The following is a 24,665-nucleotide window of genomic DNA, read 5'->3' as shown; positions in this document are numbered from 1 at the left end:
CCAATCGAGTCACCCGCCGGCTCCTCAGGCCGGGCCCGATCTTGCCGACTGTCAATAGATGTGAGGGAGAGACGAAGCGCGCGCGTGGGCACGGTCAGTGGTCTCGCCCTGCTCGCCGGGGGCACCGCGGTCGCGGCCGTCGCCGGGGGCACTCACTCCGTCTTCGCCACCGTGCTGCTGGGCATGCTCACCGTCGGCATGAGCCACGCGCTTCTGACCGAGATCCGCCGGCAGGCGCGCCGCCGCAACGTCGACGGCTGGGCGGCGCAGGACACGGTCAACACGGTCCTGCTCGCGAGCTGGTCGAGTGGCGCGCTCATCGCGACGCTGCTGGCCGTGGCGCCCGCATCGGTCCGGGCCGTCGGCCTCCTGCTCACTCTCGGGTACGCCGTGAGCTGCGCCTACTTCGTCGCCGAGCGCTGCCGCACGATCGCCGACGCCCCGCCCGAGCCGACGGAAGCCACCCCGTCCCCGGCGCCGGCCGTCACCCACCCGCCGACGCCCACAGTCACCCGCCCATCGACGCCCACAGCCACCCGCCCGTCGACGCCCACAGTCACGCAGCCGCCGGCGCCCGCGTCAGCCGAAGTCGTTCAGCCGCCGGCGCGGACCGCACACGTGCCGGCCGAACCCACGCCCACGCCGGCCACCGACGAGGCCCAGCCCGCCAAGGTGCCCGCCGAATCCGCCTGAGCGGTCACTCCAGCGGCGGGCCGTCACTCCGGCAGCGGGAACGCCACGATCATCGGCGGCACCGCCACCAGCGTCGGGTCGCCCGGCTTGAGGTCGGGCAGCGGCACCCAGTCGATCCCGACCGGCTCCGGACCCCCGAGATGCGGCCCGAGCTGCGGTTCCTCGTCGCCGACGGTGCACAGGAACACCGACGTGAGCCCCGACGGGTACTGCACGTCCTGGACGTACCGCGCTTCCTTGACGACGAGTCCGACCTCTTCCAGCACCTCGCGGCGTACGGCATCCTCGGGGGTCTCGCCGGGGTCGATGCCGCCGCCGGGCAGCGTCCACCACTCCCGGCTGCCCTCGCGCCGGCTGCGCTCGTGCACCATCAGCACCCGCCGATCACGAAGGATGATGGCAGCTGCTCGTCTCCGTCCATTCACGAGTGAAGGCTACTCACAAGAACGCTGTGAATGCGCAACGGAACGGGTACGCGCGTGCGAACGGCTCGCGTCAAGCCAGCCATCCCGCGCGGGTGAGAGCCATGTCACTCGTACCGTCGCGTTTTGTCTTCACGCACAAGATCTGGTTCACACCGATCCTGGCCTGCTCGAACGCGATGGCTGACGCCGCCATGTAGAGGCGCCAGACGCGAGCCCGGCCGGGCGTGGTGAGCCGCACAGCGGTCGACCAGTCGTCCTCCAGATTCGCCACCCAGGCCCGGAGGGTACGTGCGTAGTGCTCGCGCAGCGCCTGCACGTCCCGCACCTCGAATCCTGCCTCTTCCAGCAGGGTGGCAGTGGTGCCGACGGGCGCCAGTTCCCCGTCGGGGAAGACGTAGGCGTCGATGAACGACCGCTGCTTGCGCGCCGGGGCCGGCTCGGGGTGCAGCGCGGCGATCTGGTGATTGAGCAGGCGGCCACCCGGCTTGAGCAGGGCGAAGAGGATGGCGGCATAGTCCGCGTACGGGCCGGTGCCCACGTGCTCCGCCATCCCGACGCTCGAGATCGCGTCGAACGGGCCGTCCTCCACGTCGCGATAGTCCTGCACCCGGATCTCGACGTGGGCCGTCAGCCCCGCCTCGGCGATCTGCTTCCGCGCGTAGTCAGCCTGTTCCGTGGAGAGCGTGATGCCGACCACGTCGACCCCGTACTCACGGGCGGCGTGCAGAGCCAGACTGCCCCAGCCGCACCCGACGTCGAGCAGCCGCATCCCGGGCTTGAGCTCGAGCTTGCGGCAGATGAGGTCGAGCTTGTCGCGCTGGGCGTCGGCAAGTCCGTACTCGGGACTGTCTCCGGTCCAGTAGGCGCACGAATAGACCATGCTCTCCCCGAGCACGATCCGGTAGAAGTCGTTGCCCACGTCGTAGTGGTGACTGATGGCTTGCCGGTCGCGGCGCTTGCTGTGCCGCGTACCCTGCATCGCGATCTCCTCCGCAGGCGGCTTGGGCTGCGGTCCGACGATGCCGAGGCGCACGAGTTCCGCGAGCACGGTGGCCTTGGGCAGCGCCCGGGCGTCCGGCCCGCTGCCCCAGATCAGCGTGGCGAGCCGGCGCAGCGCGTCGTAGAGGTCACCCTCGACATCAAGATCCCCCGACACGTACGCGCGGGCCAGTCCCAGCTCGGTCGGCTGCCACATGAGCCGGCGCAGCGCGCGCCGATGCCGGACGACGAGCACCGGGGCGTCCGGCGGGCCCGCCTCCGAGCCGTCCCAGGCCCGGAGCCGGACGGGCAGCGGTGCCTGGAGCAGGTTCTCCAGCAGGTCGATCAGCTTGTGTGCGGTGGTCATCGCACCTCCCGGGGGGAAAGGTGGTTAGTACCGCTAAATATCCTCCGGGCAGCTTCATCCGTGAAGTGACGCAACGATCATTGTGACGGAGCAGACGCCCAGCTCAGCGGGCCCACTCCGGCGCGGTGACGGACCAGATCTCCGAGTCGTAACGCACACCTTGGTGTACGTAGTTCCCGCGCAGCACCCCGTCCAGGCTCATCCCGAGACGCTTCGCGACGTTGCTGCTCGCGTGGTTGTCGGGACGGCAGATCCACTCGACCCGGAACATCCCGCGCTCGACGAACGCATAGTCGATCAGCTTCCGGACAGCCCGCGTGATCAGGCCACGGCCCCGACCGGCCGGCTCCAGCCAGACGCCGACCTCGCACACCCCGGACTTCACGTCGAAGGACACGAACATCGTGCCGCCGACCAGCACCCCGTCGAGCCAGATGCCGAAGAGCCGGGCGGTGTCGGTGGCCTGCTTGTCCGCGTACCGCTGCAAGGTGTTGCGGGCCGAGTGCAGGTCGTGGCTCACCGACGCCCACGGGATCCACGGGTCGACGGTTTCCCGCGCGCGTTCCATGTGCGCGAAGAACTCCTCCGCTTGCCACGGCTCCAAGGTCCGGAGCTGAGCGCCATCACCGAGATCTATAGCGAACACGGCGGCAGCCTATCGGTTTCCGGCCCCCGCCGACTGCTCGACGAGCGCCGCCAGATCCGCCGGGACAATGTCCTCCTGGAGAAAGACGACGCGGTAAATCACGTATCCCAGCCAGGCGTGGGCGGTCAGCGTGACCGGAAACCGGTCCGGCAATTGTCGTCGCTCGATGCCGCGATCGAGCAACGTGGTGAAGCTCTCGTACCACGGGTGCAGGATGTCGCGCAGGTCCTCCCGGCCCGCCTCGCCGCGCGAGCTCATCGCCGCGGCCGTGACGCTCGCGTCGCCGTACCTGGTCAGCGTCGTCATCAGCGCCGCGAGCTGCTCCCGGGCATCCTCGGCGACCGAACCGGTGTCGGGCGTCGAAGCCGGCGCCAGCCGATCCCGCACGGCGTCCGTGATGACCGCGGCCTTGTTGGGCCACCAGCGGTACAGCGTCATCTTCGCCACGCCGGACCGCTCGGCGATGCGCTCCATCGTCACGCGGTGATAACCGATCTCGGTCAACAGCTCCTCGGCCGCGGCGAGCGCCGCCTGCTGGGCGTGCGGGTCCCGCTTGGGACCTGACCTCGGGCGATTTCCCTGTACGGCCACCTGTGCTCCCGCCGTTCTTCCTGATCGTTGTCATCCCAGCTCATCAGGGCCGCTCGCGCCGTCCACAGCGACCCACATCACATGCGTCGCTAGTCGATACGAGACGTATCGTCTAAGTATCCACCTCGTGAAGGGACACCCGTGATGACTCGGTTGAACGGCAAGATCGCACTCGTGACCGGCGGCGCCAGCGGCATCGGCAAGCAGACGGCCCTCCTCATGGCCCGCGAGGGCGCCAAGGTCGTGGTGGCCGACGTCCAGGACATCCCGGGCGCCGACGTCGCCGCCGAGATCGAGAAGAACGGCGGCCAGGCGCTCTACCTGCACCTCGACGTCACCGACGAGGCCGCGTGGGCGCAGGCTGTCGCCGCCGTCGAAGAGAAGTTCGGCGGGCTCGACATCCTCGTCAACAACGCCGGCCTCGGCCACGCGGACACCATCGAGGACACGACCCTCGCCCTCTACGAGAAGGTCGTCGCCGTCACGCAGACCAGCGTCTTCCTCGGCACGAAGGCCGCCGCACCCCTGCTCAAGGCCTCCCCCGCCGCCGCCGTGGTCAACACCAGCTCGATCTTCGGCGCGTCCGGCGGCTTCGGCGTCTCCCCCGCGTACCACGCGGCCAAGGGCGCCGTCCGCACCCTCACCAAGAACGTCGCCGTGGAATGGGCCCCGCTGGGCATCCGCGTCAACAGCGTCCACCCCGGCTTCATCGAAACCCCGATGATGGGCGACACGGACCAGGCGCCCTACGTCGCCACCACCCCGCTCGGCCGGGTCGGCCGCCCCGAAGAAGTAGCCGCCGCCATCCTCTTCCTGGCCAGCGACGAAGCCTCCTTCGTCACCGGCGCCGAGCTTTTCGTCGACGGCGGCTACATCGCCCGCTGAGGTCTTCTCACGGGTGCCCCACCTCGGTAGGGCACCCGTCGTCGCATCACCAGCCCCCGTTGGAGGCGCCGCCGGACGCAGAGGTCAGCAGCGCGGCGGTCAGCAGCGCGGCCGGCGGGCGCGGATCCGGGAGTGGCGATAGGGCGCGGCGCCGACAGGTGTGGCAGCAGGAGGCGGCAGCCGGCGGTAGATGGGCGCGGCGCGGGCGGGCGCAGCAGTCAGCAGGCGTTGCGACGAGCGGGCGCCACGGTCGCCGGGACGCGACAGCCGGAAGGCAGGCACGGTCGCCGGGACGCGACAGCCGATGAGCGATGGCCGGAAGGTAAACACGGCCGCCAGAGAGTGGTGAGCCGAGGCGGCGGCGCGTGGTGACCAACTAGCGATGGCCAGCGGGTGGTGACCAACTAGCGATGGCCAGCGGCTCATGGCCAGCGAATCAAGGGCCAGCGGATCAGAGCCAGCGAGTGTGGCGGCGAGCAGGTGCTGCGGGCTCTTGGCGCTGGATGCAGAAATGGCCCCGGCTCGCGATGATCGCAGCCAGAGGCCATCCGGTTTCTGTGGAGCCCAGGGGACTTGAACCCCTAACCCCCGCCTTGCAAAGGCGGTGCTCTGCCAGTTGAGCTAGGGCCCCGCGACGGTGCTGGTCGAGCGCGGACCAGGGGCGATGCGGATCTAGCGCAGATCAGGGGCGGTGGTGGCCTCGTGCCAGAGGGCGCGCTCGTCGCTGGAGGCCTTGACCTTCTTGACGACCAGGGCGGCCGCACCGGCGAGTCCGGCGATGATCAGCAGCTTCTTCAGCATGGGCCGGTCCCCTTTGATGTGCGGTGGGAGACGTGCTTGGTGGGGCTAGCTGGAATCGAACCAGCGACCTCAGAGTTATCAGCTCTGCGCTCTAACCGACTGAGCTATAGCCCCGCATCAGCGACACCGAAGGTTACCGCACCCGCCGGGCGGCTCCCAAATCGGGGGTCGGCGGCCGGGCCGCTCCCCCGAGCCCCGGGTCAGCCGCCCGCCGACGAGATCGGTGGGCCGCTTCCGGGAACCGGCGGGGACCAGATTACCGCCTGCCCCGAACGCTCGTCCAAGCGATTCACGCCTCGGGGACACCCTTCTCCGTGAGGCCCGTCACGCATGCCCGTGGGGAACGTTGAGCCACCGCGACGACCGGACATAGCGCCCCCGACACAGGCTGAGAGACGAAGCACAGCCGACCGAGAAACGAGGAAGCGGCCGCCACACCCCCGCAAGGAGGCATGACGGCCGCAGACCGGCCCGGGCATCGGCGACGCCCGGGCGCGCACGGTTCAGAAGCCGGCGGCTCAGTCCCGCTCGGCCAGCGTCAGCTCGACGCCGCCGACCAGGTCGGCGCACACGTTGTAGATGAACGCGCCCAGCGTGGCCAAGGCGGTGAAGAGGACCACGTTGACCGCACCGATGAGCATCGACGTGCCGATGACGCCCCAGGCGGTGATGCGGAAGCCGGAGCCGGCGTTCGCGTCGCCACCGGTGGTGTTGACCAGCGTCTGGAGGCTGTTGTTGACCTCGCCCCAGACGCCCATGGCGTCGAGGGCCAGGTAAAGCACCGACGTGGCCACGACGACCACGATGAACAGGACGACGGAGACGGCGAAGGCGAACTTCATCACGGACCACGGGTCGATCCGCTTGAGGTTGAGCCGGGCCCGCCTGGGCCCGCGCCCCGCGGCCGACGACACCGTCGAGCGCGCCGACCGCACGGCCTCAGAGACCCGTGCGGCACCGACAGCCGCCGCGCCCCCGGCCTGACCGCCCTGGCCCGGCTTCGAGCCCGTGGCGGGGCGCTGAGGCGCCGTCACGGGGTTCGCCGGCGGCGGGGTGACATTGGCCCGGCCGGTCTGCGCCGCCGCGGGCTTGCCGCCGCTGCCCTTGGTGACGATCGGCACGGAGGCAGAGCCCACCGAGGCCGATCCCTTCACCGGGGTGCCCGGTCGTTTGGCGTCGGCCTTGCCGTCGCCGTCGGCTGACGGCTCACCCGGCGGCGGAGCCATCCCCGGCGCGCGCGTGAACTTCGGCGGGGACGGCGCATCGGCGGGGACCGTCGCCCGGCCCGCGGGCTCCCGTCCGCTCGGCGCGGCGCCGTCTTTCTTCGGCTCCGCGCCGGCGGGAGTCGCCGAGGACCCCGGACCCCCCGACTTCGCCTGTGTCTCCGGCATCAACTAGTCCTGTTCGTCAGGCTCGTCGGCATTGCGAGCAAGCGCCACGATGGTTACACCTTCTGGGAGGTCCATCAGCTTGACCCCCATTGTGTTCCGATCCCGCGTGCGCCGTACAGGCTTCACGGGAGTCCGAATGACACCACCATTGCTGGTGATGGCAAACAGCTCGTCCTCCGGGTCGATGACCAGCGCCCCGACCAGACCACCCCGTCGCTCAGTGATCTTGGCGGTCAGCACGCCCTTACCTCCCCGCCCCTGGACGGGATACTCCTCGATCGGCGTCCGCTTCGCATACCCGCCGTTGGTGGCCACCAAAACGTCCATGCCCTCGCGAACCACCTCCATCGCGAGGAGCTCGTCGGCCTCGCCGAAGCGCATGCCGATCACACCGGAGGTCGCCCGCCCCATCGGCCGCAGCGCCTCGTCGGTCGCGTTGAACCGGATCGCCTGGGCCTTCTTCGACACCAGGAGCAGGTCGTTCTCTCCAGCGGCCAGCGCGGCGCCCACCAATTCGTCATCCTCCCGCAGGTTGATGGCGATGATGCCACCACTGCGGTTGGAGTCAAACTCGGTGAGGCGGGTCTTCTTCACGAGCCCATTCTTGGTGGCGAGCACAAGGTAGGGCTCGACCTCGTAGTTCGGGATCTGGATGACCTGTGCGATGTGCTCGTCCGGCTGGAAGGCGAGCAGGTTGGCGACGTGCTGGCCCTTGGCCGAGCGCATGGCCTCCGGCAGCTCGTACGCCTTGGCGCGGTAGACCCGTCCCTTGTTCGTGAAGAACAGGATCCACGAGTGCGTCGAGATGACGAAGAAGTGGCTGACGATGTCGTCCTGGCGCAGGGTCGCGCCGCTCACACCCTTGCCGCCGCGCTTCTGGGAGCGGTAAAGATCGATCTTGGTGCGCTTCGCGTAGCCGGTGCGTGTGATCGTCACCACAACGTCCTCGCGCGCGATGAGGTCCTCCATCGAGACCTCGCCGTCGAACGGGATGATCTGGGTGAGCCGGTCGTCACCGAAGCGGTTGACGATCTCGGCCAGCTCCTCGGAGACGATCGCCCGCTGCCGCTCCGGCTTCGCGAGGATGTCCTTGAGGTCGGCGATCTCGATCTCGATCCGGCCGAGCTCGTCGATGATCTTCTGCCGCTCCAGGGCCGCGAGCCGGCGGAGCTGCATGTCGAGGATCGCGTTGGCCTGGACCTCGTCGACCTCGAGCAGCTGCATCAGGCCTTGGCGCGAGTCCTCGACCGTGGGCGAGCGCCGGATGAGGGCGATGACCTCGTCGAGCATGTCGAGCGCCTTGACCAGGCCGCGCAGGATGTGCGCGCGCTCCTCGGCCTTGCGCAGGCGGTAGGCGGTCCGCCGGCGGATGACCTCGATCTGGTGCTCGACGTAGTAACGGATGAACTGCGCCAGGTTGAGCGTGCGCGGCACGCCGTCGACCAGCGCGAGCATGTTGGCGCCGAACGTCTCCTGCAGCTGCGTGTGCTTGTAGAGGTTGTTCAGCACGACCTTGGCGATCGCGTCGCGCTTGAGGACGATGATCAACCGCATGCCCGTACGGCCGGAGGACTCGTCCTTGATGTCGGCGATGCCGGTGAGCTTGCCCTCCTTCACCAGCTCGGCGACGCGCTCGGCGAGGTTGTCCGGGTTGACCTGGTAGGGCAGCTCGGTGACGACGAGCTGCGGCCGGCCGCGCGCGTCCTCCTCCATCTCGACCACGGCACGCATGCGGATGGCGCCCCGGCCGGTCCGGTACGCGTCGTTGATCGCCGACTGCCCGACGATCAGGCCCTTGGTCGGGAAGTCCGGGCCCTTGACGAGCTCCATGAGCGCGTCGAGCGTGGTGGCCTCGTCGGCCTCCGGGTTGTCGAGGCACCACTGGACGGCGGCGGCGATCTCGCGCAGGTTGTGCGGCGGGATCTTGGTGGCCATGCCGACCGCGATGCCCTCGGAGCCGTTGACGAGCAGGTTGGGGAACCGCGCCGGCAGGATCGTGGGCTCCTTGGCCCGGCCGTCGTAGTTGTCCTGCATGTCGACGGTGTCCTCGTCGATGTCCCGCAGCATCTCCATGGCGAGCGGCGAGAGCTTCGACTCGGTGTAGCGCATGGCGGCCGGCGGGTCGTTGCCCGGCGAGCCGAAGTTGCCGTTGCCGTCGATCAGCGGGTAGCGCAGCGACCAGGGCTGCCCCATCCGCACCAGCGCGTCGTAGATCGACGAGTCGCCGTGCGGGTGGTAGTTGCCCATCACGTCGCCGACGACGCGGGCGCACTTGACGTAGCCGCGGTCCGGGCGGAAGCCCGAGTCGTACATCGCGAAAAGGATCTTGCGGTGCACCGGCTTGAGGCCGTCGCGGACGTCGGGCAGCGCGCGGCCCACGATGACGCTCATCGCATAGTCGAGGTACGAGCGCTGCATCTCGACCTCGAGGCCGACCGGCTCGACGCGCTGGCCGACGCCGCCGCCGGTGGCGTCCTGAGGCTCCTCGGCGGGGTTCTCGGGAGTATCCGTCACAGTCAACCCTTACTCACGGTCAAACCCGACATTAGGGCTTGAAGCACGCATTTAGCTGTGGATAACGCTGTGGAAAGTGCCTGTTCGCTGTGCATAACCCTGGGTGACGGCGTCTCACGACGCCGTCACCGCGAGGCTCAGATGTCCAGGAAGCGGACGTCCTTGGCGTTGCGCTGGATGAAGGAGCGCCGGGCGTCGACGTCCTCGCCCATCAGCACGCTGAACAGCTCGTCCGCGACCGCGGCGTCGTCGAGCGTGACCTGGCGCAGCGTCCGGGTCGCCGGGTCCATGGTCGTGTCCCACAGCTCGTGGAAGTTCATCTCGCCGAGACCCTTGAACCGCTGGATGTCGTCCGGCTTGGCGTTCGGCTTCTTCTGCTGGCGCAGTGCGATGAGGCCGTCGCGCTCCCGGTCGGAGTACGCGTACTGGGCGTCGTCCCCGCGCTTGTTCCACTTGATCTTGTAAAGCGGCGGGGCGGCCAGGTAGACGTGGCCCTGCTCGACCAGCGGGCGCATGAAACGGAACAGCAGCGTCAGCAGCAGCGTCTGGATGTGCTGGCCGTCGACGTCGGCGTCCGCCATCAGCACGATCTTGTGATAGCGCAGCTTGGCGATGTCGAAGTCGTCGTGGATGCCGGTGCCGGCCGCCGTGATCAGCGCCTGGACCTCGTTGTTCTTGAGGACCCGGTCGATGCGGGCCTTCTCCACGTTGAGGATCTTGCCGCGGATCGGGAGGATCGCCTGGATCCGGCTGTTGCGGCCCTGCTTGGCCGAGCCACCGGCCGAGTCGCCCTCGACGATGAAGAGCTCCGACTCGCGCGGGTCGGTCGACTGGCAGTCGGCCAGCTTGCCCGGCATCGAGCCGGACTCGAGCAGCGACTTGCGGCGGGCCAGCTTGCGGGCCTGCTGGGCGGCGATCCGGGCCCGGGCCGCCTGCGACGCCTTGGTGATGATCGTCTTGGCCTCGGCCGGGTTGCGGTCGAACCAGTCGGCGATCTGCTCGTTCGCGATCTTCTGCACAAAGCTCTTCATCGCGGTGTTGCCGAGCTTCGTCTTCGTCTGACCCTCGAACTGCGGGTTGGCCAGGGTCACCGAGATGATCGCGGCGAGCCCCTCGCGGATGTCCTCGCCCGAGAGCTTCTCGTCGCTCTTGAGGAACTTCTTCTCCGCGCCGTACCGGTTGATGGTGTTGGTCAGCGCCGCGCGGAAGCCCTCTTCGTGCGTGCCGCCCTCGTGGGTGTTGATCCGGTTGGCGAAGGTGTAGACCGACTCGCCGTAGGACTCGTTCCACTGCATCGCGATCTCGAGGGCCATGCCCTCCTCGGGCGCCTCGGCCTCGAACTCGATCACGGACTTGTGCACCGGGGTCTTGGTGTTGTTGAGGTGGCGCACGAAGTCGGCGATGCCGTTCTCGTACATGAAGGTGACCTGGCGCGGCTTGCCCTCCTCGTCCGCGGACTCGGGGCGCTGGTCGACCAGGTTGATGGTCAGGCCCTTGTTGAGGAAGGCCATCTCCTGCAGCCGGCGGTAGATCGTCTGGTAGTCGAACTCGACCGTCTCGAAGATCGTCGCGTCCGGCCAGAACTGCACCGTCGACCCGGTGGTCGTGGTGGTCTCGCCCTTGATCAGCTCGTCGGGCTTGCTCGCGTTGTACTTCTGGCGCCAGACGAAGCCGTCCTTGTGGATCTCGACGGCCATGCGGGTGGAGAGCGCGTTCACGACGGAGACGCCGACGCCGTGCAGGCCGCCGGAGACCGCGTAGGCCTTGCCGTCGAACTTGCCGCCGGCGTGCAGCACGGTCAGCGCGACCTCGACACCCGGCTTCTTGAGCTTGGGGTGCAGGTCGACCGGGAAGCCACGGCCGTTGTCGGTGACGGAGACGCCGCCGTCCGGCAGCAGGATCACGTCGATGTTGTCGCAGAAGCCCGCGAGCGCCTCGTCGACGGCGTTGTCCACGACCTCCCAGACCAAGTGGTGCAGGCCACGCTCGCCGGTGGAGCCGATGTACATACCGGGACGCTTGCGAACCGCCTCGAGGCCTTCGAGCACGGTGATGGATCCGGCACCGTATTCCTGATTCTCTGCCACCCTCGGCCACTTTCTCGCACCGGACCCGGCCGGGCCCGGCCACGGGGTTGGCGGGACATGGGCGCGGCCGCCGGCGGGCAGGGCGAACCACAGAAGCGAGCCGCGGGAAGGGTGCGGACCACCGGTGGAGCCGAGCGCGCCGGTCGCCGCGGACGTCCCGCGGATCGTGATCGGCTGGAAAAATCGCGTAGCGTGACGAAGGACCGCCGAAATCAGCGACCCGGCCCGCAGGAGACTTTCCCGGTCTCCGTCGATTCTACTCCGTCCGGGCGAGTTGTTGAGGGTCCGGCACCCTCGTACGGGCGCCTCAGATTGCCGTAGCGCCCCGCAGGGCCGTTCCCGCGAGTCCCCCTACACGGAATGCGGCCGCTGCGCAACGGCGTACCTTCCGGCCGGTGACGTCCGGCAGCGCCCACCGCGACGCCGACGACACGCGCTGCGACACCCCGCGCCACCGGGACGCTGCCTCGCACCGGCGGGCGCAAGTGTCGTAACCTCGCCCCGCGCGGGCCGGGCCATGGCCGGACGTCCCGCGACCGGCGGGGCCACCCGCGTCCCGCGCCGCGGGGCCTCCCGCCGGGCGACGCACCCGGCAGGTCGAGGAAGGATGGGCCCCATGGCGCACGACAAGGGGCTGGACAACGTGGCCGTGCACTGGCCGCGCACCAACCGGTTCTACGATCCGGTCGCGCCCGCGGAGTTCGTCGACTTCGGCGCCGTCGCGGACGCGCCGGACATCGCCGCGCCGACGGGGGCGCTCGCGCTGCACATCGCCAAGACGGGCACGGTGCGCGCGACGGCGTACACGGAGCTGGTCGATCTGCTCCTGGGCCTCGAGGGCGTGCTCTACGCCACCGACGCGGCGGCCGAGGACGAGGACCCGGTCATCGACCCGGACGGCTGCGCCTGGATCGCCGGCGGGCTGGAGCGGTTCGTGGAGGGCCATCAGCCGTACGGGGACCTGGTCACCTTTGACACGGTGTCGGGCGTGATGCGGGCCGCGGTCGGTGCCGGGCGCCTCCCCGAGCAGCAGCTGCGGTGGCTGGAGCAGCGGCTCGACTCCCTGCGCGACGAGGCGGGCAACCCCCCGCACTGGACCTTCGCCCGCACCGAGCTGGCGATCCTGGCCGGCTTCTACCGCCGCTGCGCCGACCGGGGCTACGCGATCTTCGCGGACTACTGAGAGCTGTCAGCCGTACGTGTCCCGCGGTCCTCGCCCCTGCACCCGGCGGGGACCGCGGCTCCACGACGGCGCCGACGGGCCGTGGATGTTGAGCCGCTGGACGACATTGTGGCCCACCTCGGCCGCGATGCTCTTGAGCAGCCGGGCGGTCAGCATGCGCAGCTGGGTCGCCCAGGCGGTGGATTCCGCCTCGACGGTCAGCACGCCGTCCTCGAGCTTGACCGGACGGCTGTGCTTGGCGATGTCCTCGCCGACGACCTTCTCCCAGGCGCCGAAGACGGTGGCCTCCGCGGCCGGCTTCTGCCAGCCGCGCTGCCGCATCAGGCGCTCCAGCATCACGCCGAAGAGCTGCGGGTCGCGCGGGTCCGGACCCGGCCCGGAATAGCCGCGCAGGCGCCTGCCCTCACCCTCGCCTTCCCCTGTACGCCGCCGGGGCTGCTGTTGCGCGAGCCGGCGCTTGGCGAGCGCGGCGTCCAGCACCGCCCGGGCCAGCTGAGGACCGGCCGGTGCACCGTCCGTGGGCGCGCCGCCCGCCGAGGCGTCCGCTGACGGCTTTTCGGGGCTGTCCTCAGACACGGGTCACCGTTCCTGGTCCGACGTCGTAGCGGGCGCCCTGGAGGGCCGCCGGCACATCCTCCGGCACGGCACAGGTCACGAGCAACTGGGCAGCGTCGGCGACCAGGGCGGCGAGGCGCTCACGCCGACCCGAGTCGAGCTCGGCGAACACGTCGTCGAGGACCAGGACCGGCTCGATGCCGTCGGTGCGCAGGAGGTCGTACGCCGCGAGGCGGAGCGCGAGTGCGAACGACCAGGACTCGCCGTGGCTCGCGTACCCCTTGGCCGGCAGGTCGCCGAGCGCCAGGGTGAGGTCGTCGCGATGCGGGCCCACCAGGGTCACGCCGCGTTCGATCTCGTTCTGCCGCCGCTCGGCCAGCGAGGCGAGCAGTGCCGCCTCGAGCGCCGGGCGGTCCGGCGCCAGGCCGTCGCCCAGGCGTGACGCGTACGCAATCGTGGCCGACGCGCGCCCGGCGGCCACCGCGTCGTACGCCTTGGTCAGGTGGGGTCCCAGCGCGGCGACTAGCTCGATGCGGCCGGCCAGCAGCTCGGCGCCGTGATGGGCGAGGTGCTGGTCCCAGACGGCGAGCGTGGAGAGGTCCTGGCCGCGCGTGCCGCCGACCTTGCGAGTGAGGTACGCCGTCCGGAGCAGCGCGTTGCGTTGCTTCACGACCCGGTCGTAATCGGCGCGCACCCCGGCGTAGCGGGGCTGGCGGGCCACGAGGAGATCGTCGAGGTAGCGGCGCCGCTCGGAAGGGTCACCGCGGACGAGCTCGAGGTCCTCGGGGGCGAAGAGCACCATGCGCAGGGCGCCGAGGATCTCCCGCGAGCGGCGTACGGGCGAGCGGTTGAGCCGGGCCCGGTTGGCCTTGCCCGGCACGATCTCCAGCTCGACCAGCAGCTCGCGTCCGTCGTGGACGATCGCGCAGCGGATCACCGCCGAGCTCGCCCCGGCCTTGACCAGCGGCGCGTCCGTGGCCACCCGGTGACTGTCCAGAGTGGCCACATAGCCCAGGGCTTCGATCAGGTTCGTCTTGCCCATGCCGTTCTGACCGACCAGCACGGTGACGCCGGGGTCGAGATCAACAACGGCCCGCTCGTACGAACGGAAGGTGGTGAGCTCGACCCGGCGAACGTACATGGATCAGCGCTTGACGGCGTGGCCGCCGAACTGGTTGCGCAGCGCGGCGATCGCCTTCATGGCCGGCGAGTCGTCCTGCCGCGACTGGAAGCGCGCGAACAGCGACGCGGCGATGGCGTTGGCCGGCACGGCGAGACGCACGGCCTCGTCAACGGTCCAGCGGCCCTCGCCGGTGTCCTCCGCGTAGCCGCGGATGTTCGCCAGCTCCGGGTCCTCGTCGAGCGCGCGGTCGAAGAGGTCGAGCAGCCAGGACTTGACGACCGAGCCCTCGCGCCAGCTCTTGATGACCGCGGGGACGTCCTCGACGTACTCGGCGGCCTTGAGGATCTCGTAGCCCTCGGCGTACGCCTGCATCATCGCGTACTCGATGCCGTTGTGGATCATCTTGGCGTAGTGGCCGGAGCCGACGCTGCCCGCGTGGGCGAAGCCGAACTCGCCGGCCGGCTTGAGCGCGTCGAAGATCGGCTGCGCCTTCGCGACGTCCTCGGCCTCGCCGCCGACCATCAGGGCGTAGCCGTTCTGGGCACCCCAGACACCGCCGGAGACGCCACAGTCCATGTAGCCGATGCCCTTGGTGGCCAGCCGCTCGGCACGCGGCTTGTCGTCGGTGAACTTGGAGTTGCCACCGTCGATGATCACGTCACCGGCCTCGAGGAGGTCGGCGAGCTCGTTGATCGTGTCCTCAGTGATCTTGCCGGCCGGGACCATGGTCCAGACCACGCGCGGCGCAGCAAGCTTTCCGACCATGTCGGCGAGGCTCGTGGCGTCGGAGATGTCCGGGTTGTGGTCGAAGCCCACAACCTCGTGACCGGCGGCGCGCAGACGTTCGCGCATGTTGCCGCCCATCCGGCCGAGCCCGATGAGGCCGAGCTGCATGGTGTTTCCCCCTAGATGAGTGTTCTTCAGGCCCAGTATCAGCGAGTTACCCGAATAGGCATGATCAGATAGCGATATCCGGGCACGATTTGGCCGTCCTCGTCTGCGGGGGAGATCACAGCAGGCTTGAAAGCGTCGACAAAAGAGAGTACGGCGCTCGGGGCCCCGAGGTTCTGCAAACCGTCGATCAGGTACTGCGGGTTGAAGCCGATCGTCAGCGCCTCACCGGTGAAGGCGGCCTCCATGGCCTCGCTGGCGCGCGCCTCCTCGGTGCCGCCGGCCTCCACCACCAGGCCATCCTCGCTGAAACTGAGCAGCACCGGGGTGGTCCGCTCGGCGACCAGGGCCACGCGCCGGACGACCTCGACGAGCGCCGAGACGCTCACCACGGCCTGCGAGTTGGAGCTGGCCGGGAAGATCGACCGCACCGGCGGATAGTTGGCCCCGTCGAGCAGCCGGCTCGTCGTGCGCCGTGCACCACCCGCGAAACCGACCATGCCCTCGCCCGCGTTGCCCTGGCTCAGCGCCAGCGTGACCGCGCCGCCGACAGGACCCATCGCCTTGGCGGTGTCGTTGAGCGTCTTCGCCGGGATGAGCGCGTTGAGGCTGATCTCGCCGTCGCCCGGGTTCCACTCGATCTCGCGCATGGCCAGCCGGTAGCGGTCGGTGGCCAGCATCGTCATCGTCGTGCCGTCGAGCTCCACCCGGACGCCGGTGAGCATCGGCAGCGTCTCGTCCCGGCCGGCGGCGATCGCCACCTGGGAGACGGCGGACGCGAAGGCCTGCGCGTCGACCGTGCCGGTGCTGGAGGGCATCTCCGGCAGCGTCGGGTAGTCCTCGACGGGCATCACCGGAAGGGTGAACCGCGCGCTGCCGCACACGAGCTCGAGGTGGGAGCCGACCGCGGCGATGTCCACCGGCTTGGCCGGCAGCGCCTTGGTGATCTCGGCGAGCAGGCGCCCGGAGACCAGGGCGGCCCCGTCGGCGTCGGCCTGCACGTCCACGGTCACCTGGCTGGAGACCTCGTAGTCGAAGCCCGACACCTGCAGGGTGCTGTCTGTCACCCGCAGCATGACGCCTGCCAGCACAGGCACCGACGGGCGGCTGGGAAGGCTCTTGGCCGTCCACGCCACGGCGTCGGCGAGTACGTCTCGCTCCACCCGGAACTTCATGCCATGCCCTCCGCGTCACTTTCCTCGTCGAACCCGCTGTGCAGATACGGCCACTGAAACTCTATGGCGGGCGGTGGCTCCGCGTCCGGCCGCCCCCCGGGTGCCTGTGGGCACCGGTGCTGGTGTGTGTCCGCGCCGGGATCTGTCGGTCTCTGGTCGGTCCCGGCGCTTCGTGGTCTTCGGTGCTTCTTACTCCTGGCTTGGTGCCGGTGGTGCTGGTGTGTCCGGTCGGCGTCAGGTGCTTCGGCTCGGTTGCCTCAGTCTGACGTTCGCCGCCTTTGGGTACAGGTGGTTGCTTTCTCGCGCCGGTGCCTGCTGCTTCGGATCTGGTGCTTGCTTCCCCGTGCTCGGTGCTTGCTCAGGTCTTGCTCGCTCAGGTCTTGCTCGCTCAGGTCTTGCTTGCTCGGATCTGACTTCCCCGGCCTGGCTTGCTCTGGTCCGGTGCGGGCCGCTCCGGCTCTTGGTGCTCCTGGCTCTGGATCTCGGTGCCTCTTGGCTCTGAACCTTGGTGTGGATCGAGCCGTCAGCGGCTCCGCCACACCATCCACAACGCAGATGATTGGTTCTTAGATTTTCCGAGAGAGAGAACAGTCGTAATCATCGGTCCTGTGCATACTGTGGAGAACTCACGTTTGTGCTGGTCAGAGAGTTATCCACCGGTGATTCACATGTGGATGAGCGGGGGAGAAACCCCCGTCTGCGTCCACAGTCACGTGACTGGTCGAAGTTGTCCACCGCTGTCCACCGGTTATCCACCGCTTATCCACCGGGGTTGTACCCAGGTCTGTGGAAGACGCCGGGACGGTACAGGTTCGTTGTCCCCAGAACCTTCAACAGGAAATCCACAGGCGTCCACAGGGTGGGGACACGAATATCACCCTTCGTGATTGTCCACATCGATTTCCCCAGGGGTTATCCACATCTGGGGGTAGCGGGGTGTCAAGTTGTCCACCGATTGGGGACAGAGCCTGTGGATGCCTGTGGATTAGTGTGGATAACGTTGGCACGAAACGGTTCCGTTCCGACGTTGACAAACCGGCCGCGACGTGGATGACCGACCGCCTGTGAATGACGCCGTCGTCGGGTCTGGGTGGCCTCGCCTTGTGGGCGAACCTGTGGATAAGTCGGTGGGTAACGCGGTGGATATGCGGTTCGCCCCAGGTCAGAGGGTTGTGCACAGGCACCGGATTCGGCTCGTCACGCCCGTCGCCTGCCACACCCCGCGTCACTGCGTCACCGCGTCACCGCGTCACCACGTCTCCACGTCTCCGCGTCACCGCGTCTCCACGGCGACCACCGTCAGCCCGGCCCGGATCGGACCCTGGGTCGGATGGTCGCCGCCGCTGACACCGTCGCTGACACCGCCACGAGACCGTCACTGTCGCCGTCGTGGCGGGGCTCTTGCCGTGGGCGCCGCCTTGGCGAGGACGGGCGCTGCCGGCGGGTGTAGGAGGGCGGGCGCTGTCGGCGGGTGTGTGAGGGCGGGGGCTGTCGGCGGGTGTGCGACACGTGTGCCGAGTTGAGCGGCGGGCTGTGGAGGGCGGTTGTCGCGGGACGGCCTTGGTGAGCGACGTCTGTTGAGGGCGGCCGGTGCGAGTGCTGTGCGGCGCGGTGCGAGGACGGGGCGTGCGGCTTGGACTCAGTCGGCCCGGGGTGGCGCGGTGAGCAAGGAGCTGGCTTGGGAAGTGGGGGATGCTGTGCTTGACCCGGCAGCCTCAGCCCGGATGGTCGCCAACGGCCTGGAGTGGCTACGGGCATCCGTCTGACGATGCGTGCAGAGGGGGTGCTTTTGTGGGCCCCTTGGGCGTACATCGGCAGTGTGGGTTTGATCTGCATGCACCTGGCGCCGCCTCGCAAAGTCCACCAGGACGCTCGCATCGCGCCGAGCAGCCGCACAATGCACCGGGCCTCGGGACCTGCGAGAGAGGTCAGGTGTTCTGCTTGATGCGGTTGGTGAGCTCGGCGATCTGGTTGTAGAGCGACCGCCGCTCGGCCATGTGCTGGCGGATCTTGCGGTCGGCGTGCATGACCGTGGTGTGGTCGCGGCCGCCGAAGGCCTGCCCGATGCGAGGGAGGGAGAGCTCGGTCAGTTCGCGGCAGAGGTACATGGCGACCTGGCGGGCGTTGACCAGGACGCGGCTGCGGGAGTGGCCACGCAGGTCCTCCAGGGAGACGCCGAAATAGTCAGCAGTGGAGGCCATGATCTGGTCGGCGGTGATCTCGGGGCCGGCGCCGTCGGGCATGAAGTCGCGGAGGACCTCCTCGGCCAGGCTGAGCTGGACCGGGGAGCGGGTCAGGCTGGCGAAGGCCGTCACCCGGATGAGGGCGCCCTCGAGCTCGCGGATGGAGTTGGAGACGCGGCTCGCGATGAACTCGAGGACGTCGTCCGGGGCGAACATGCGCTCCTGGGCGGCCTTCTTCTGCAGGATCGCGATGCGGGTCTCGAGGTCGGGCGGCTGGATGTCCGCGAGCAAGCCCCACTCGAAGCGGGTGCGCATGCGGTCCTCGAGGGTGGCCAGCTGGCGCGGGGAGCGGTCCGAGCTGATGACGATCTGCTTGTTGGCGTTGTGGAGCGTGTTGAACGTGTGGAAGAACTCCTCCTGCGTGCGCTCGCGATTTTCCAGGAACTGGATGTCGTCGATCAGGAGGATGTCGACGTCGCGGTAACGGCGCTGAAAGGCCTGGGTCTTGTCGTCGCGCAGGCTGTTGATGAAGTCGTTGGTGAACTCTTCGGTGGAGACGTAGCGCACACTGCGGGCGTGGCCGAGCGTGGTCGCATAGTGGCCGATCGCGTGGAGCAGGTGCGTCTTGCCCAGGCCGGAGCTGCCGTAGATGAAGAGCGGGTTGTACGCCTTGGCCGGCGACTCCGCCACCGCGACCGAGGCGGCGTGCGCGAAGCGGTTGGACGAGCCGATGACGAACGTCTCGAACATGTACTTCGGGTTGAGCCGGTTGCCGCCGTCGTTGGCGCCGGGGCGCGGGCTGACCGCCGGGCCCGCGAGCGGGGACCGGCCGGGGCCGTTGTCGCCGCGCATCGACAGCGTGTCCTCCTGCCGATCGAGCGGCGGGCGCTCGTCGGGGCGGCGCTGGTTGTCCCGCAGCTGGGCGGGCTCGGTCGCCATGCGGTGACCGTCGCTGTTGTTCTCGGCGAAGGTCGGGCGCGGCCGCGGCGCCTCGGCCGGCTTTTCCTCGGTGAAGGCGCTTATCGCGGGCTCGGCCATGGGCAGTGGCGCGGCGAAAAGAGCCTCCTGGCCCCCGTCGCGGGCGGCGGGCACATTCCGGCTGTACGGAACCTGGGCCGACCCGGTCGGACCCTCCTCCGCCGGATAGTCCTGGTAGGCGGAGGGCTGTGGATAACGATCGGGATACATCGGCGCCGGGGGCTCCGCATAGTGGGCGGGTGGCTGCGCGGCGGGCTCGGGCGGCGGCGTGCCGTAGACCGTGCCGGGGCGGCCGGACCCGTCCTCCGGAGGCCGCACCGTGACGGCGACCTGGATCGGACGGCCGAGCCGGCGCGACAGGGCCTCGGTGATCGCGAGCCGGAGCCGGGACTCGATGACGTCCCGCGTGTAGGTGTCGGGGACGGAGAGCAGCGCCGTGTCTTCCACTATGGCGCGCAGGCGGGTGAGGCGCAGGTACGCACGCTGCTGCGCGGACGCGATCTCGTCCACCAGCTCGTCCGTAGCCGCAGCCCAGACCTCGCCCAGGTCGACCGTGTCGGCCACCGCCGCGCCACCCCCATCGCCACCGGTTTCCACCGACGGCCTTGATCGTCCCGCCTCAGGCCTGCCCTCACCCAGTCGGGCGACGGACCGGCTTCCCCCCAGCCCAGCACGTCGGACGTGCTGCACGTGCACGGCTCCACCGGCTTGTCCACAGGTTATCCACAACCTGTGCACTTGTCGGCGGTCGCTCCCCGGCCGGATGGTCGGCAGACTTCCCGGAGCCTGTGCTGGCGCGGGAAAACAGGCTCACCGTGCCGAACGATTCACCGCCTCGTCCGGTTCTGCGGGGCCGTGGTGCCCGGCTGTCGGCGGTGGCGCTGAAGACCAGCAAACGGGCACGCTAACAGCGTCGCAGTCCCCTCATCAACCGGCGGTACCCACCCCGGGCAGACCTGGCACGAAAAGATTCACTCCGTACGCACCGACCCCGGCCCGAGTGACGGACGGTACCCCATCCGGGGCGACGCGCCGCCCGTCGGATAGTTGACCACCGCAGGTGCCCTGCGTAGGGTCGAGCGGTTGCTCCGCCGCGTTCTGATAAAGTGGCGTCTTGCAGCTGATGCCCCCTGGCCGTCGTTAGACGCGGCGGAGTACGAAGACGGAGTTCTGACGTGAGCAAGCGCACCTACCAGCCGAACAACCGCCGGCGCGCCAAGACCCACGGCTTCCGGCTGCGCATGCGCACCCGTGCCGGTCGCGCCATCCTCTCCACCCGTCGCTCCAAGGGCCGCGCCAAGCTGTCGGCCTGAGCCGACAGCCGGCGGGCCGGATGCCCAGGTAGATCGTGCTGGCCGCCGCGCAGCGACTGCGGCGCAGCACGGACTTCGCCGCAGCGGTCCGTGGTGGCCGCCGGGCCGGTCGCGGCACGGTGGTGGTTCATTTCCTTCTCGACGAGCCGGCGCACGCCTCCCAGGCACGCGCCGGCTTTGTCGTGTCCAAGGCCGTGGGCAACGCGGTGATCCGCAACAAGGTCCGCCGCCGCCTGCGCCACCTGGTCCGGCCCCGGCTCGGCGAGCTGCCCGCCGGCGCCACCGTGGTCGTGCGCGCCCTGCCCGCGGCGGCCGAGGCGTCCTTCGAGACGCTCGGCACCGACCTCGACGCCGCGCTCGCCGCGGCCCAGCGACCCCGGCGGCCACGATGACACCCCTTGCCCGCCTGCTGACGGCGGCGGTCGTCGCGTACCGTCGTTGGATAAGCCCGGCACTGCCGGCCCGCTGCCGGTTCTATCCCTCGTGCAGTGCGTACGCCGTCGAGGCGCTCGCCAAGCACGGCGCGCTCCACGGGACCGGCCTCACGGTCTGGCGGCTGCTGCGGTGCCACCCCTTCCACCCCGGAGGGTACGACCCCGTGCCCGACCCGATCCGTCACCGTCCTGCCGATGTGACTGGAGCATAAGTTGAGTCTCGACTGGATCTACTACGCCATTTCGTGGATCCTCCTGCGCTGGCATGACCTCTGGGACACCATCGGAATCTCCGACGGCCGGGTCCTCGGCACCAACTGGGCCTGGATCCTGTCCATCGTCTTCCTGGTCGTGACGCTGCGCGTCATCCTCTTCCCCGTCTTCGTCAAGCAGATCAAGAGCCAGCGGGCCATGCAGGCGCTGCAGCCCAAGGTCAAGGAGCTGCAGGAGAAGCACAAGGGCGACCGGGAGACGCTCCAGAAGGAGATGATGGAGCTCTACAAGACCGAGAAGGCCAACCCGCTCATGGGCTGCCTCCCGATGTTCTTGCAGATCCCCGTCTTCCTGGGTCTCTTCCACGTCCTGCGCCGCCTGAGCCCGGACAACGGCCAGCCCACCCTCTACGGCTGGTCGGCGGAGAAGTTCAACGACGCCACCCACGCCGCGCTCTTCGGCGCCCCGCTGCCGGCGCAGTTCGGCTCCTCGAGCGAGGAGCTCGCCCGGCTGGGCGCGACCAACGGCGCCGCGGTCAAGGTCATCGCGGCCATCCTGGTCCTCACGATGATGGCGACGACCTATCTCACCAGCCGCCAGATGATCCTCAAGACCGGCTGGGCCGAGGACCCGCAGCAGAAGATGATCCAGCGCCTGATGCTCTACGGCATCCCGCTGTCGCTGCTCGTCTCCGGCACGCTGTTCCCCATCGGCGTCGTCATCTACTGGGTCACCAACAACGCCTTCAGCCTGGCCCAGCAGCAGTGGGTGCTCCGCAAGTTCCCGCCGCCGCAGACCGCGGGTGCGAAGACCGGCTCGGCGGCGGCCCGGACCGCCACCACGGCCGGCAAGAACGGCGCCAAGGGCCCGGTGCAGCCCGCGAGCCGGGGCCTCTTCGGCCGCAAGCAGGCCGAGCCCGAGGTCAAGAGCCCTGTCGTCGACACCAAGGCGCTCGCGCCCAAGCCGGGGGCCAAGCCGGTGAACCCGAAGAAGGGCGCTCGCCCCGCCAACAAACCCAAGGGATGACGCTGCGGCGGTCCGGGCGTTTTCGCCCGGGCCGCGCGCGACCCTGATCAGGGTGGTGGCGACACAGACCTCCCCGCCGCCGGCGACGGTTCCCGCCGGGGTGGGAAACAGCGGACCGAGCAGGTCCGGCCCGACAGTACGGAGATGAGACCGTGACCGACACCAGTACTCCCAGCGCCGAGGAGACGGCTGCCGCCACTCCCGTGGAGTCCGGTAGCGAGGAAACGAAGAAGTCCGAGACCGTGACCTCCGACTCGGAGCTGTTCGCGCAGAGCGAGGTCGCGGCCGACTACATCGAGGGTCTGCTGGACATCCTCGACTACGACGGCGACATCGACGAGCTCGTCTCCGCGGGCCGGCCCATGGTCGAGGTCGTCGGCGGCCGTCTCCAGCCCCTCGTGGGTCAGCGCGGCGCCACCCTGGAGGCGCTCCAGGAGCTGACCCGTCTCGCCATCTTCCGCGCGACCGGTTCCCCGAGCCGGCTGCTGCTCGACATCGGCGGCTACCGCGCGACCCGGCGCAAGGAGCTCACCGCGGTGGCCCGCAACGCCGTCGAGAAGGTCAAGGAGCACGGTGACGCGGTGCGCCTCGAGCCGATGTCGGCCTTCGAGCGCAAGTGCGTGCACGACGTCGTCAACGCGATCTCGGGCGTGGAGAGCGAGTCCGAGGGCGTCGAGCCCAACCGCCGCATCGTGGTCCGGCCGGCGAGCTGATGACCGATCCCCGCTTCGGCGCGGGGGAGCACGGCCCGGGTGCTTCGGCGCCCGGGCCGTCTGCTTCTCCCGGCCGTTCTTCCCAGCCTTCCTCTTCCGGTACGGGTTCAGCGCCCGGTTCCCGTGGTGGAGCCGCGCGTGGTTCCGGGTCGACGGGGGGCCGGCGGGCTGTGCCGATGCGATCCTTCCCCGGGCGTGCCGGTGGCCCTGTCCCCCGGAGGGCTCCTGACGCTGATCTCCCTGACCGCTCGGACCTTCCTGTGGTTGCCGGGGCTGACGTGCTGTCCCCTCCCCCGGAGCATCGGGCGGCGGCCGAAGAGGTCTTCGGAGAGCGTCTGGAGCTGGCCGGGCGGTACGCCGAGCTGCTCGTGACCGAGGGCGTCGTGCGCGGGCTCATCGGGCCCCGCGAGGCGCCCCGAGTCTGGGAACGTCACCTGATCAACTGCGCTGTCGTGTCGGAAATGATCCCTTCCGGGGCGTCGGTGATCGACGTCGGGTCTGGTGCCGGTTTGCCCGGTATCGTGCTGGCAGTGGCCCGGCCGGATCTGACGATCACGCTGGTCGAGCCGCTGGCACGACGGACCGCTTTTCTGTCCGAGGCGGTGACGGCGCTGGGCCTCGAGTCGACCGTGACGGTCGTCCGGGGTCGTGCCGAAGACGTTGCCGGAGGGCCCCCCGCCCCGGTCGACGTCGTCACCGCCCGAGCGGTGGCACCGCTGGACCGGCTCGCCGGTTGGTGCCTCCCCCTGGCCGCCGTCGGTGGCCGGCTGCTGGCGCTCAAGGGCGCCTCGGCCGCGGAGGAGGTGGCCGAGCACCGTGACGCGGTCGCGGCGCTCGGCGGGGGTGACCCGGTCGTCCGGCTCTGCGGGGCCGGCCTGATCGATCCACCGACCACGATCGTGGAGATCGTGCGGGAGCGAGCCGTTGTGGCGCCACGGCCGAAGCCGTCCGGACGGGCGGCTGGTTCGGGCCGCGCCTCCGGTGCCGGGGGACGCGGGTCCGGTCCCGACCGCTCCGGTGATGCCGGGCGCGGCTCCGGGAAGAGGAGATCGCGGAGGGGCTAGATGGGCAAGCGGGGCGCGCGTCGACGTACGGGTAGGAACGCGCGGTCCGCTCCCCCGCCGGGCCGGATGGAGTCCGGCTCGGCGGCTGGCGTTTCTCCTACTGCGGCTGGCGCTTCTCCTACTGCGGCTGGCGCTTCTCCTGCCACGGCTGGCGCTTCTCCTGCCGCGGCTGCTGCTTCTTCTGCCGCGGCGGTCGTAAAGCGTGCCGCAGAGCTCGCCACCGACCTTGCAGCGGACGCCTCGCGGACCACGAGGGTGGTGTCGGGGACCGGGTGGCCGTGCGGGAGAATCAAGAGGTACGGCGGTCGACTCGGGCGGGTGCCCGGATTCATGGTCTTCGAGTCACCCGGAAATCTGTCTCTCTCAACTCATCAGGCGGACAAGCGTGGCACGGTTCGTCCAGCGGCCGTAGGCTGGCCGCGCGTCGATAGTGTGG

Annotated in this window: 22 protein-coding genes and 2 tRNA genes; 9 read left to right on the top strand and 15 right to left on the bottom strand. The window is 69.6% G+C overall.

Annotated elements, in window-relative coordinates:
* Positions 1-84 precede the first annotated feature (84 nt).
* On the top strand, positions 85-693 hold the full coding sequence (locus RAN62_RS31710) for a hypothetical protein (protein WP_305788499.1): 609 nt from the start codon (positions 85-87) through the stop codon (positions 691-693).
* A 23-nt stretch (positions 694-716) separates the two neighbouring features.
* Here the strand turns inward: RAN62_RS31710 and RAN62_RS31705 are convergent, their stop codons facing one another.
* From RAN62_RS31705 to RAN62_RS31690, 4 genes are all read right to left on the bottom strand, one after another.
* Positions 717-1,118: an NUDIX domain-containing protein gene (locus RAN62_RS31705; protein WP_305788498.1), complete on the bottom strand. Its 402-nt coding sequence runs from the start codon at positions 1,116-1,118 to the stop codon at positions 717-719.
* A gap of 70 nt (positions 1,119-1,188) precedes the next feature.
* Positions 1,189-2,463, bottom strand: coding sequence for a class I SAM-dependent methyltransferase (locus RAN62_RS31700; protein ID WP_305788497.1), 1,275 nt, complete (start codon positions 2,461-2,463; stop codon positions 1,189-1,191).
* 103 nt (positions 2,464-2,566) lie between these two features.
* A complete protein-coding gene (locus RAN62_RS31695) occupies positions 2,567-3,109 on the bottom strand; it encodes a GNAT family N-acetyltransferase (RefSeq protein ID WP_305788496.1) in 543 nt (180 codons plus the stop codon).
* Positions 3,110-3,118: 9 nt separating this feature from the next.
* Entirely contained in the window at positions 3,119-3,700 is a 582-nt protein-coding gene (locus RAN62_RS31690; protein WP_305788495.1) for a TetR/AcrR family transcriptional regulator, read from the bottom strand.
* Between the two features lie 144 nt (positions 3,701-3,844).
* Here RAN62_RS31690 and RAN62_RS31685 point away from each other — a divergent pair, with 144 nt between their 5' ends.
* Positions 3,845-4,585, top strand: coding sequence for an SDR family NAD(P)-dependent oxidoreductase (locus tag RAN62_RS31685; RefSeq protein ID WP_305788494.1), 741 nt, complete (start codon positions 3,845-3,847; stop codon positions 4,583-4,585).
* A gap of 558 nt (positions 4,586-5,143) precedes the next feature.
* Here the strand turns inward: RAN62_RS31685 and RAN62_RS31680 are convergent.
* The 6 genes from RAN62_RS31680 to gyrB form a co-directional block, all read right to left on the bottom strand.
* Positions 5,144-5,216 (bottom strand) — tRNA-Ala (locus RAN62_RS31680).
* Positions 5,217-5,257: 41 nt separating this feature from the next.
* Positions 5,258-5,386 (bottom strand): DLW-39 family protein, encoded by a 129-nt coding sequence (locus RAN62_RS31675; RefSeq protein ID WP_305788493.1) that lies wholly within the window; start codon positions 5,384-5,386, stop codon positions 5,258-5,260.
* Positions 5,387-5,423: 37 nt separating this feature from the next.
* A tRNA-Ile gene (locus RAN62_RS31670) sits at positions 5,424-5,500 on the bottom strand.
* A 404-nt stretch (positions 5,501-5,904) separates the two neighbouring features.
* A complete protein-coding gene (locus RAN62_RS31665; RefSeq protein WP_305788492.1) occupies positions 5,905-6,777 on the bottom strand; it encodes a DUF3566 domain-containing protein in 873 nt (290 codons plus the stop codon).
* 3 nt (positions 6,778-6,780) lie between these two features.
* Entirely contained in the window at positions 6,781-9,291 is a 2,511-nt protein-coding gene (gyrA, locus tag RAN62_RS31660) for a DNA gyrase subunit A (RefSeq protein ID WP_305788491.1), read from the bottom strand.
* Between the two features lie 137 nt (positions 9,292-9,428).
* Positions 9,429-11,378, bottom strand: coding sequence for a DNA topoisomerase (ATP-hydrolyzing) subunit B (gene gyrB, locus RAN62_RS31655; RefSeq protein WP_305788490.1), 1,950 nt, complete (start codon positions 11,376-11,378; stop codon positions 9,429-9,431).
* Positions 11,379-11,994: 616 nt separating this feature from the next.
* On the opposite strand from gyrB, the gene RAN62_RS31650 reads away from it, so the two are divergent.
* Complete coding sequence (locus RAN62_RS31650) at positions 11,995-12,561, top strand: hypothetical protein (RefSeq protein WP_305788489.1); 567 nt, start codon at positions 11,995-11,997, stop codon at positions 12,559-12,561.
* Positions 12,562-12,567: 6 nt separating this feature from the next.
* Here RAN62_RS31650 and RAN62_RS31645 read toward each other — a convergent pair whose 3' ends face one another.
* From RAN62_RS31645 to dnaA, 5 genes are all read right to left on the bottom strand, one after another.
* Positions 12,568-13,137: a DciA family protein gene (locus RAN62_RS31645; protein ID WP_438874576.1), complete on the bottom strand. Its 570-nt coding sequence runs from the start codon at positions 13,135-13,137 to the stop codon at positions 12,568-12,570.
* A complete protein-coding gene (gene recF, locus RAN62_RS31640) occupies positions 13,130-14,257 on the bottom strand; it encodes a DNA replication/repair protein RecF (protein ID WP_305788488.1) in 1,128 nt (375 codons plus the stop codon). The genes RAN62_RS31645 and recF overlap by 8 nt, the downstream gene beginning before the upstream one ends.
* A 3-nt stretch (positions 14,258-14,260) precedes the next feature.
* Positions 14,261-15,133 carry a phosphogluconate dehydrogenase (NAD(+)-dependent, decarboxylating) gene (gene gnd / locus RAN62_RS31635; protein ID WP_305788487.1) on the bottom strand — a complete coding sequence of 291 codons (873 nt, stop codon included), beginning with the start codon at positions 15,131-15,133 and terminating at the stop codon, positions 14,261-14,263.
* Between the two features lie 38 nt (positions 15,134-15,171).
* On the bottom strand, positions 15,172-16,305 hold the full coding sequence (dnaN, locus tag RAN62_RS31630; protein ID WP_305788486.1) for a DNA polymerase III subunit beta: 1,134 nt from the start codon (positions 16,303-16,305) through the stop codon (positions 15,172-15,174).
* A 1,928-nt stretch (positions 16,306-18,233) separates the two neighbouring features.
* Positions 18,234-20,030: a chromosomal replication initiator protein DnaA gene (gene dnaA, locus RAN62_RS31625; RefSeq protein WP_305788485.1), complete on the bottom strand. Its 1,797-nt coding sequence runs from the start codon at positions 20,028-20,030 to the stop codon at positions 18,234-18,236.
* Positions 20,031-20,641: 611 nt separating this feature from the next.
* Here dnaA and rpmH point away from each other — a divergent pair.
* The 6 genes from rpmH to rsmG all read left to right on the top strand — a co-directional run bounded on the left by rpmH (position 20,642) and on the right by rsmG (position 24,229).
* Positions 20,642-20,779 carry a 50S ribosomal protein L34 gene (rpmH, locus tag RAN62_RS31620; protein WP_305788484.1) on the top strand — a complete coding sequence of 46 codons (138 nt, stop codon included), beginning with the start codon at positions 20,642-20,644 and terminating at the stop codon, positions 20,777-20,779.
* 35 nt (positions 20,780-20,814) lie between these two features.
* A complete protein-coding gene (gene rnpA, locus RAN62_RS31615; protein WP_305788483.1) occupies positions 20,815-21,171 on the top strand; it encodes a ribonuclease P protein component in 357 nt (118 codons plus the stop codon).
* Positions 21,168-21,425 carry a membrane protein insertion efficiency factor YidD gene (gene yidD / locus RAN62_RS31610; protein WP_305788482.1) on the top strand — a complete coding sequence of 86 codons (258 nt, stop codon included), beginning with the start codon at positions 21,168-21,170 and terminating at the stop codon, positions 21,423-21,425. Before rnpA ends, yidD begins: the two co-directional genes overlap by 4 nt.
* Before the next feature lies 1 nt (position 21,426).
* Positions 21,427-22,452, top strand: coding sequence for a membrane protein insertase YidC (gene yidC, locus RAN62_RS31605; protein WP_305788481.1), 1,026 nt, complete (start codon positions 21,427-21,429; stop codon positions 22,450-22,452).
* Positions 22,453-22,655: 203 nt separating this feature from the next.
* Entirely contained in the window at positions 22,656-23,165 is a 510-nt protein-coding gene (locus tag RAN62_RS31600; protein ID WP_438874582.1) for a Jag family protein, read from the top strand.
* A gap of 176 nt (positions 23,166-23,341) precedes the next feature.
* Positions 23,342-24,229: a 16S rRNA (guanine(527)-N(7))-methyltransferase RsmG gene (gene rsmG, locus RAN62_RS31595; RefSeq protein ID WP_438874575.1), complete on the top strand. Its 888-nt coding sequence runs from the start codon at positions 23,342-23,344 to the stop codon at positions 24,227-24,229.
* The last annotated feature ends 436 nt before the right edge of the window (positions 24,230-24,665 follow it).

Source organism: Symbioplanes lichenis (genome assembly GCF_030709675.1).
GTDB lineage: Bacteria > Actinomycetota > Actinomycetes > Mycobacteriales > Micromonosporaceae > Actinoplanes > Actinoplanes lichenis.
Note: the sequence above shows the minus strand (reverse complement) of the source record. Positions and strands in the feature narration are given on the sequence as shown.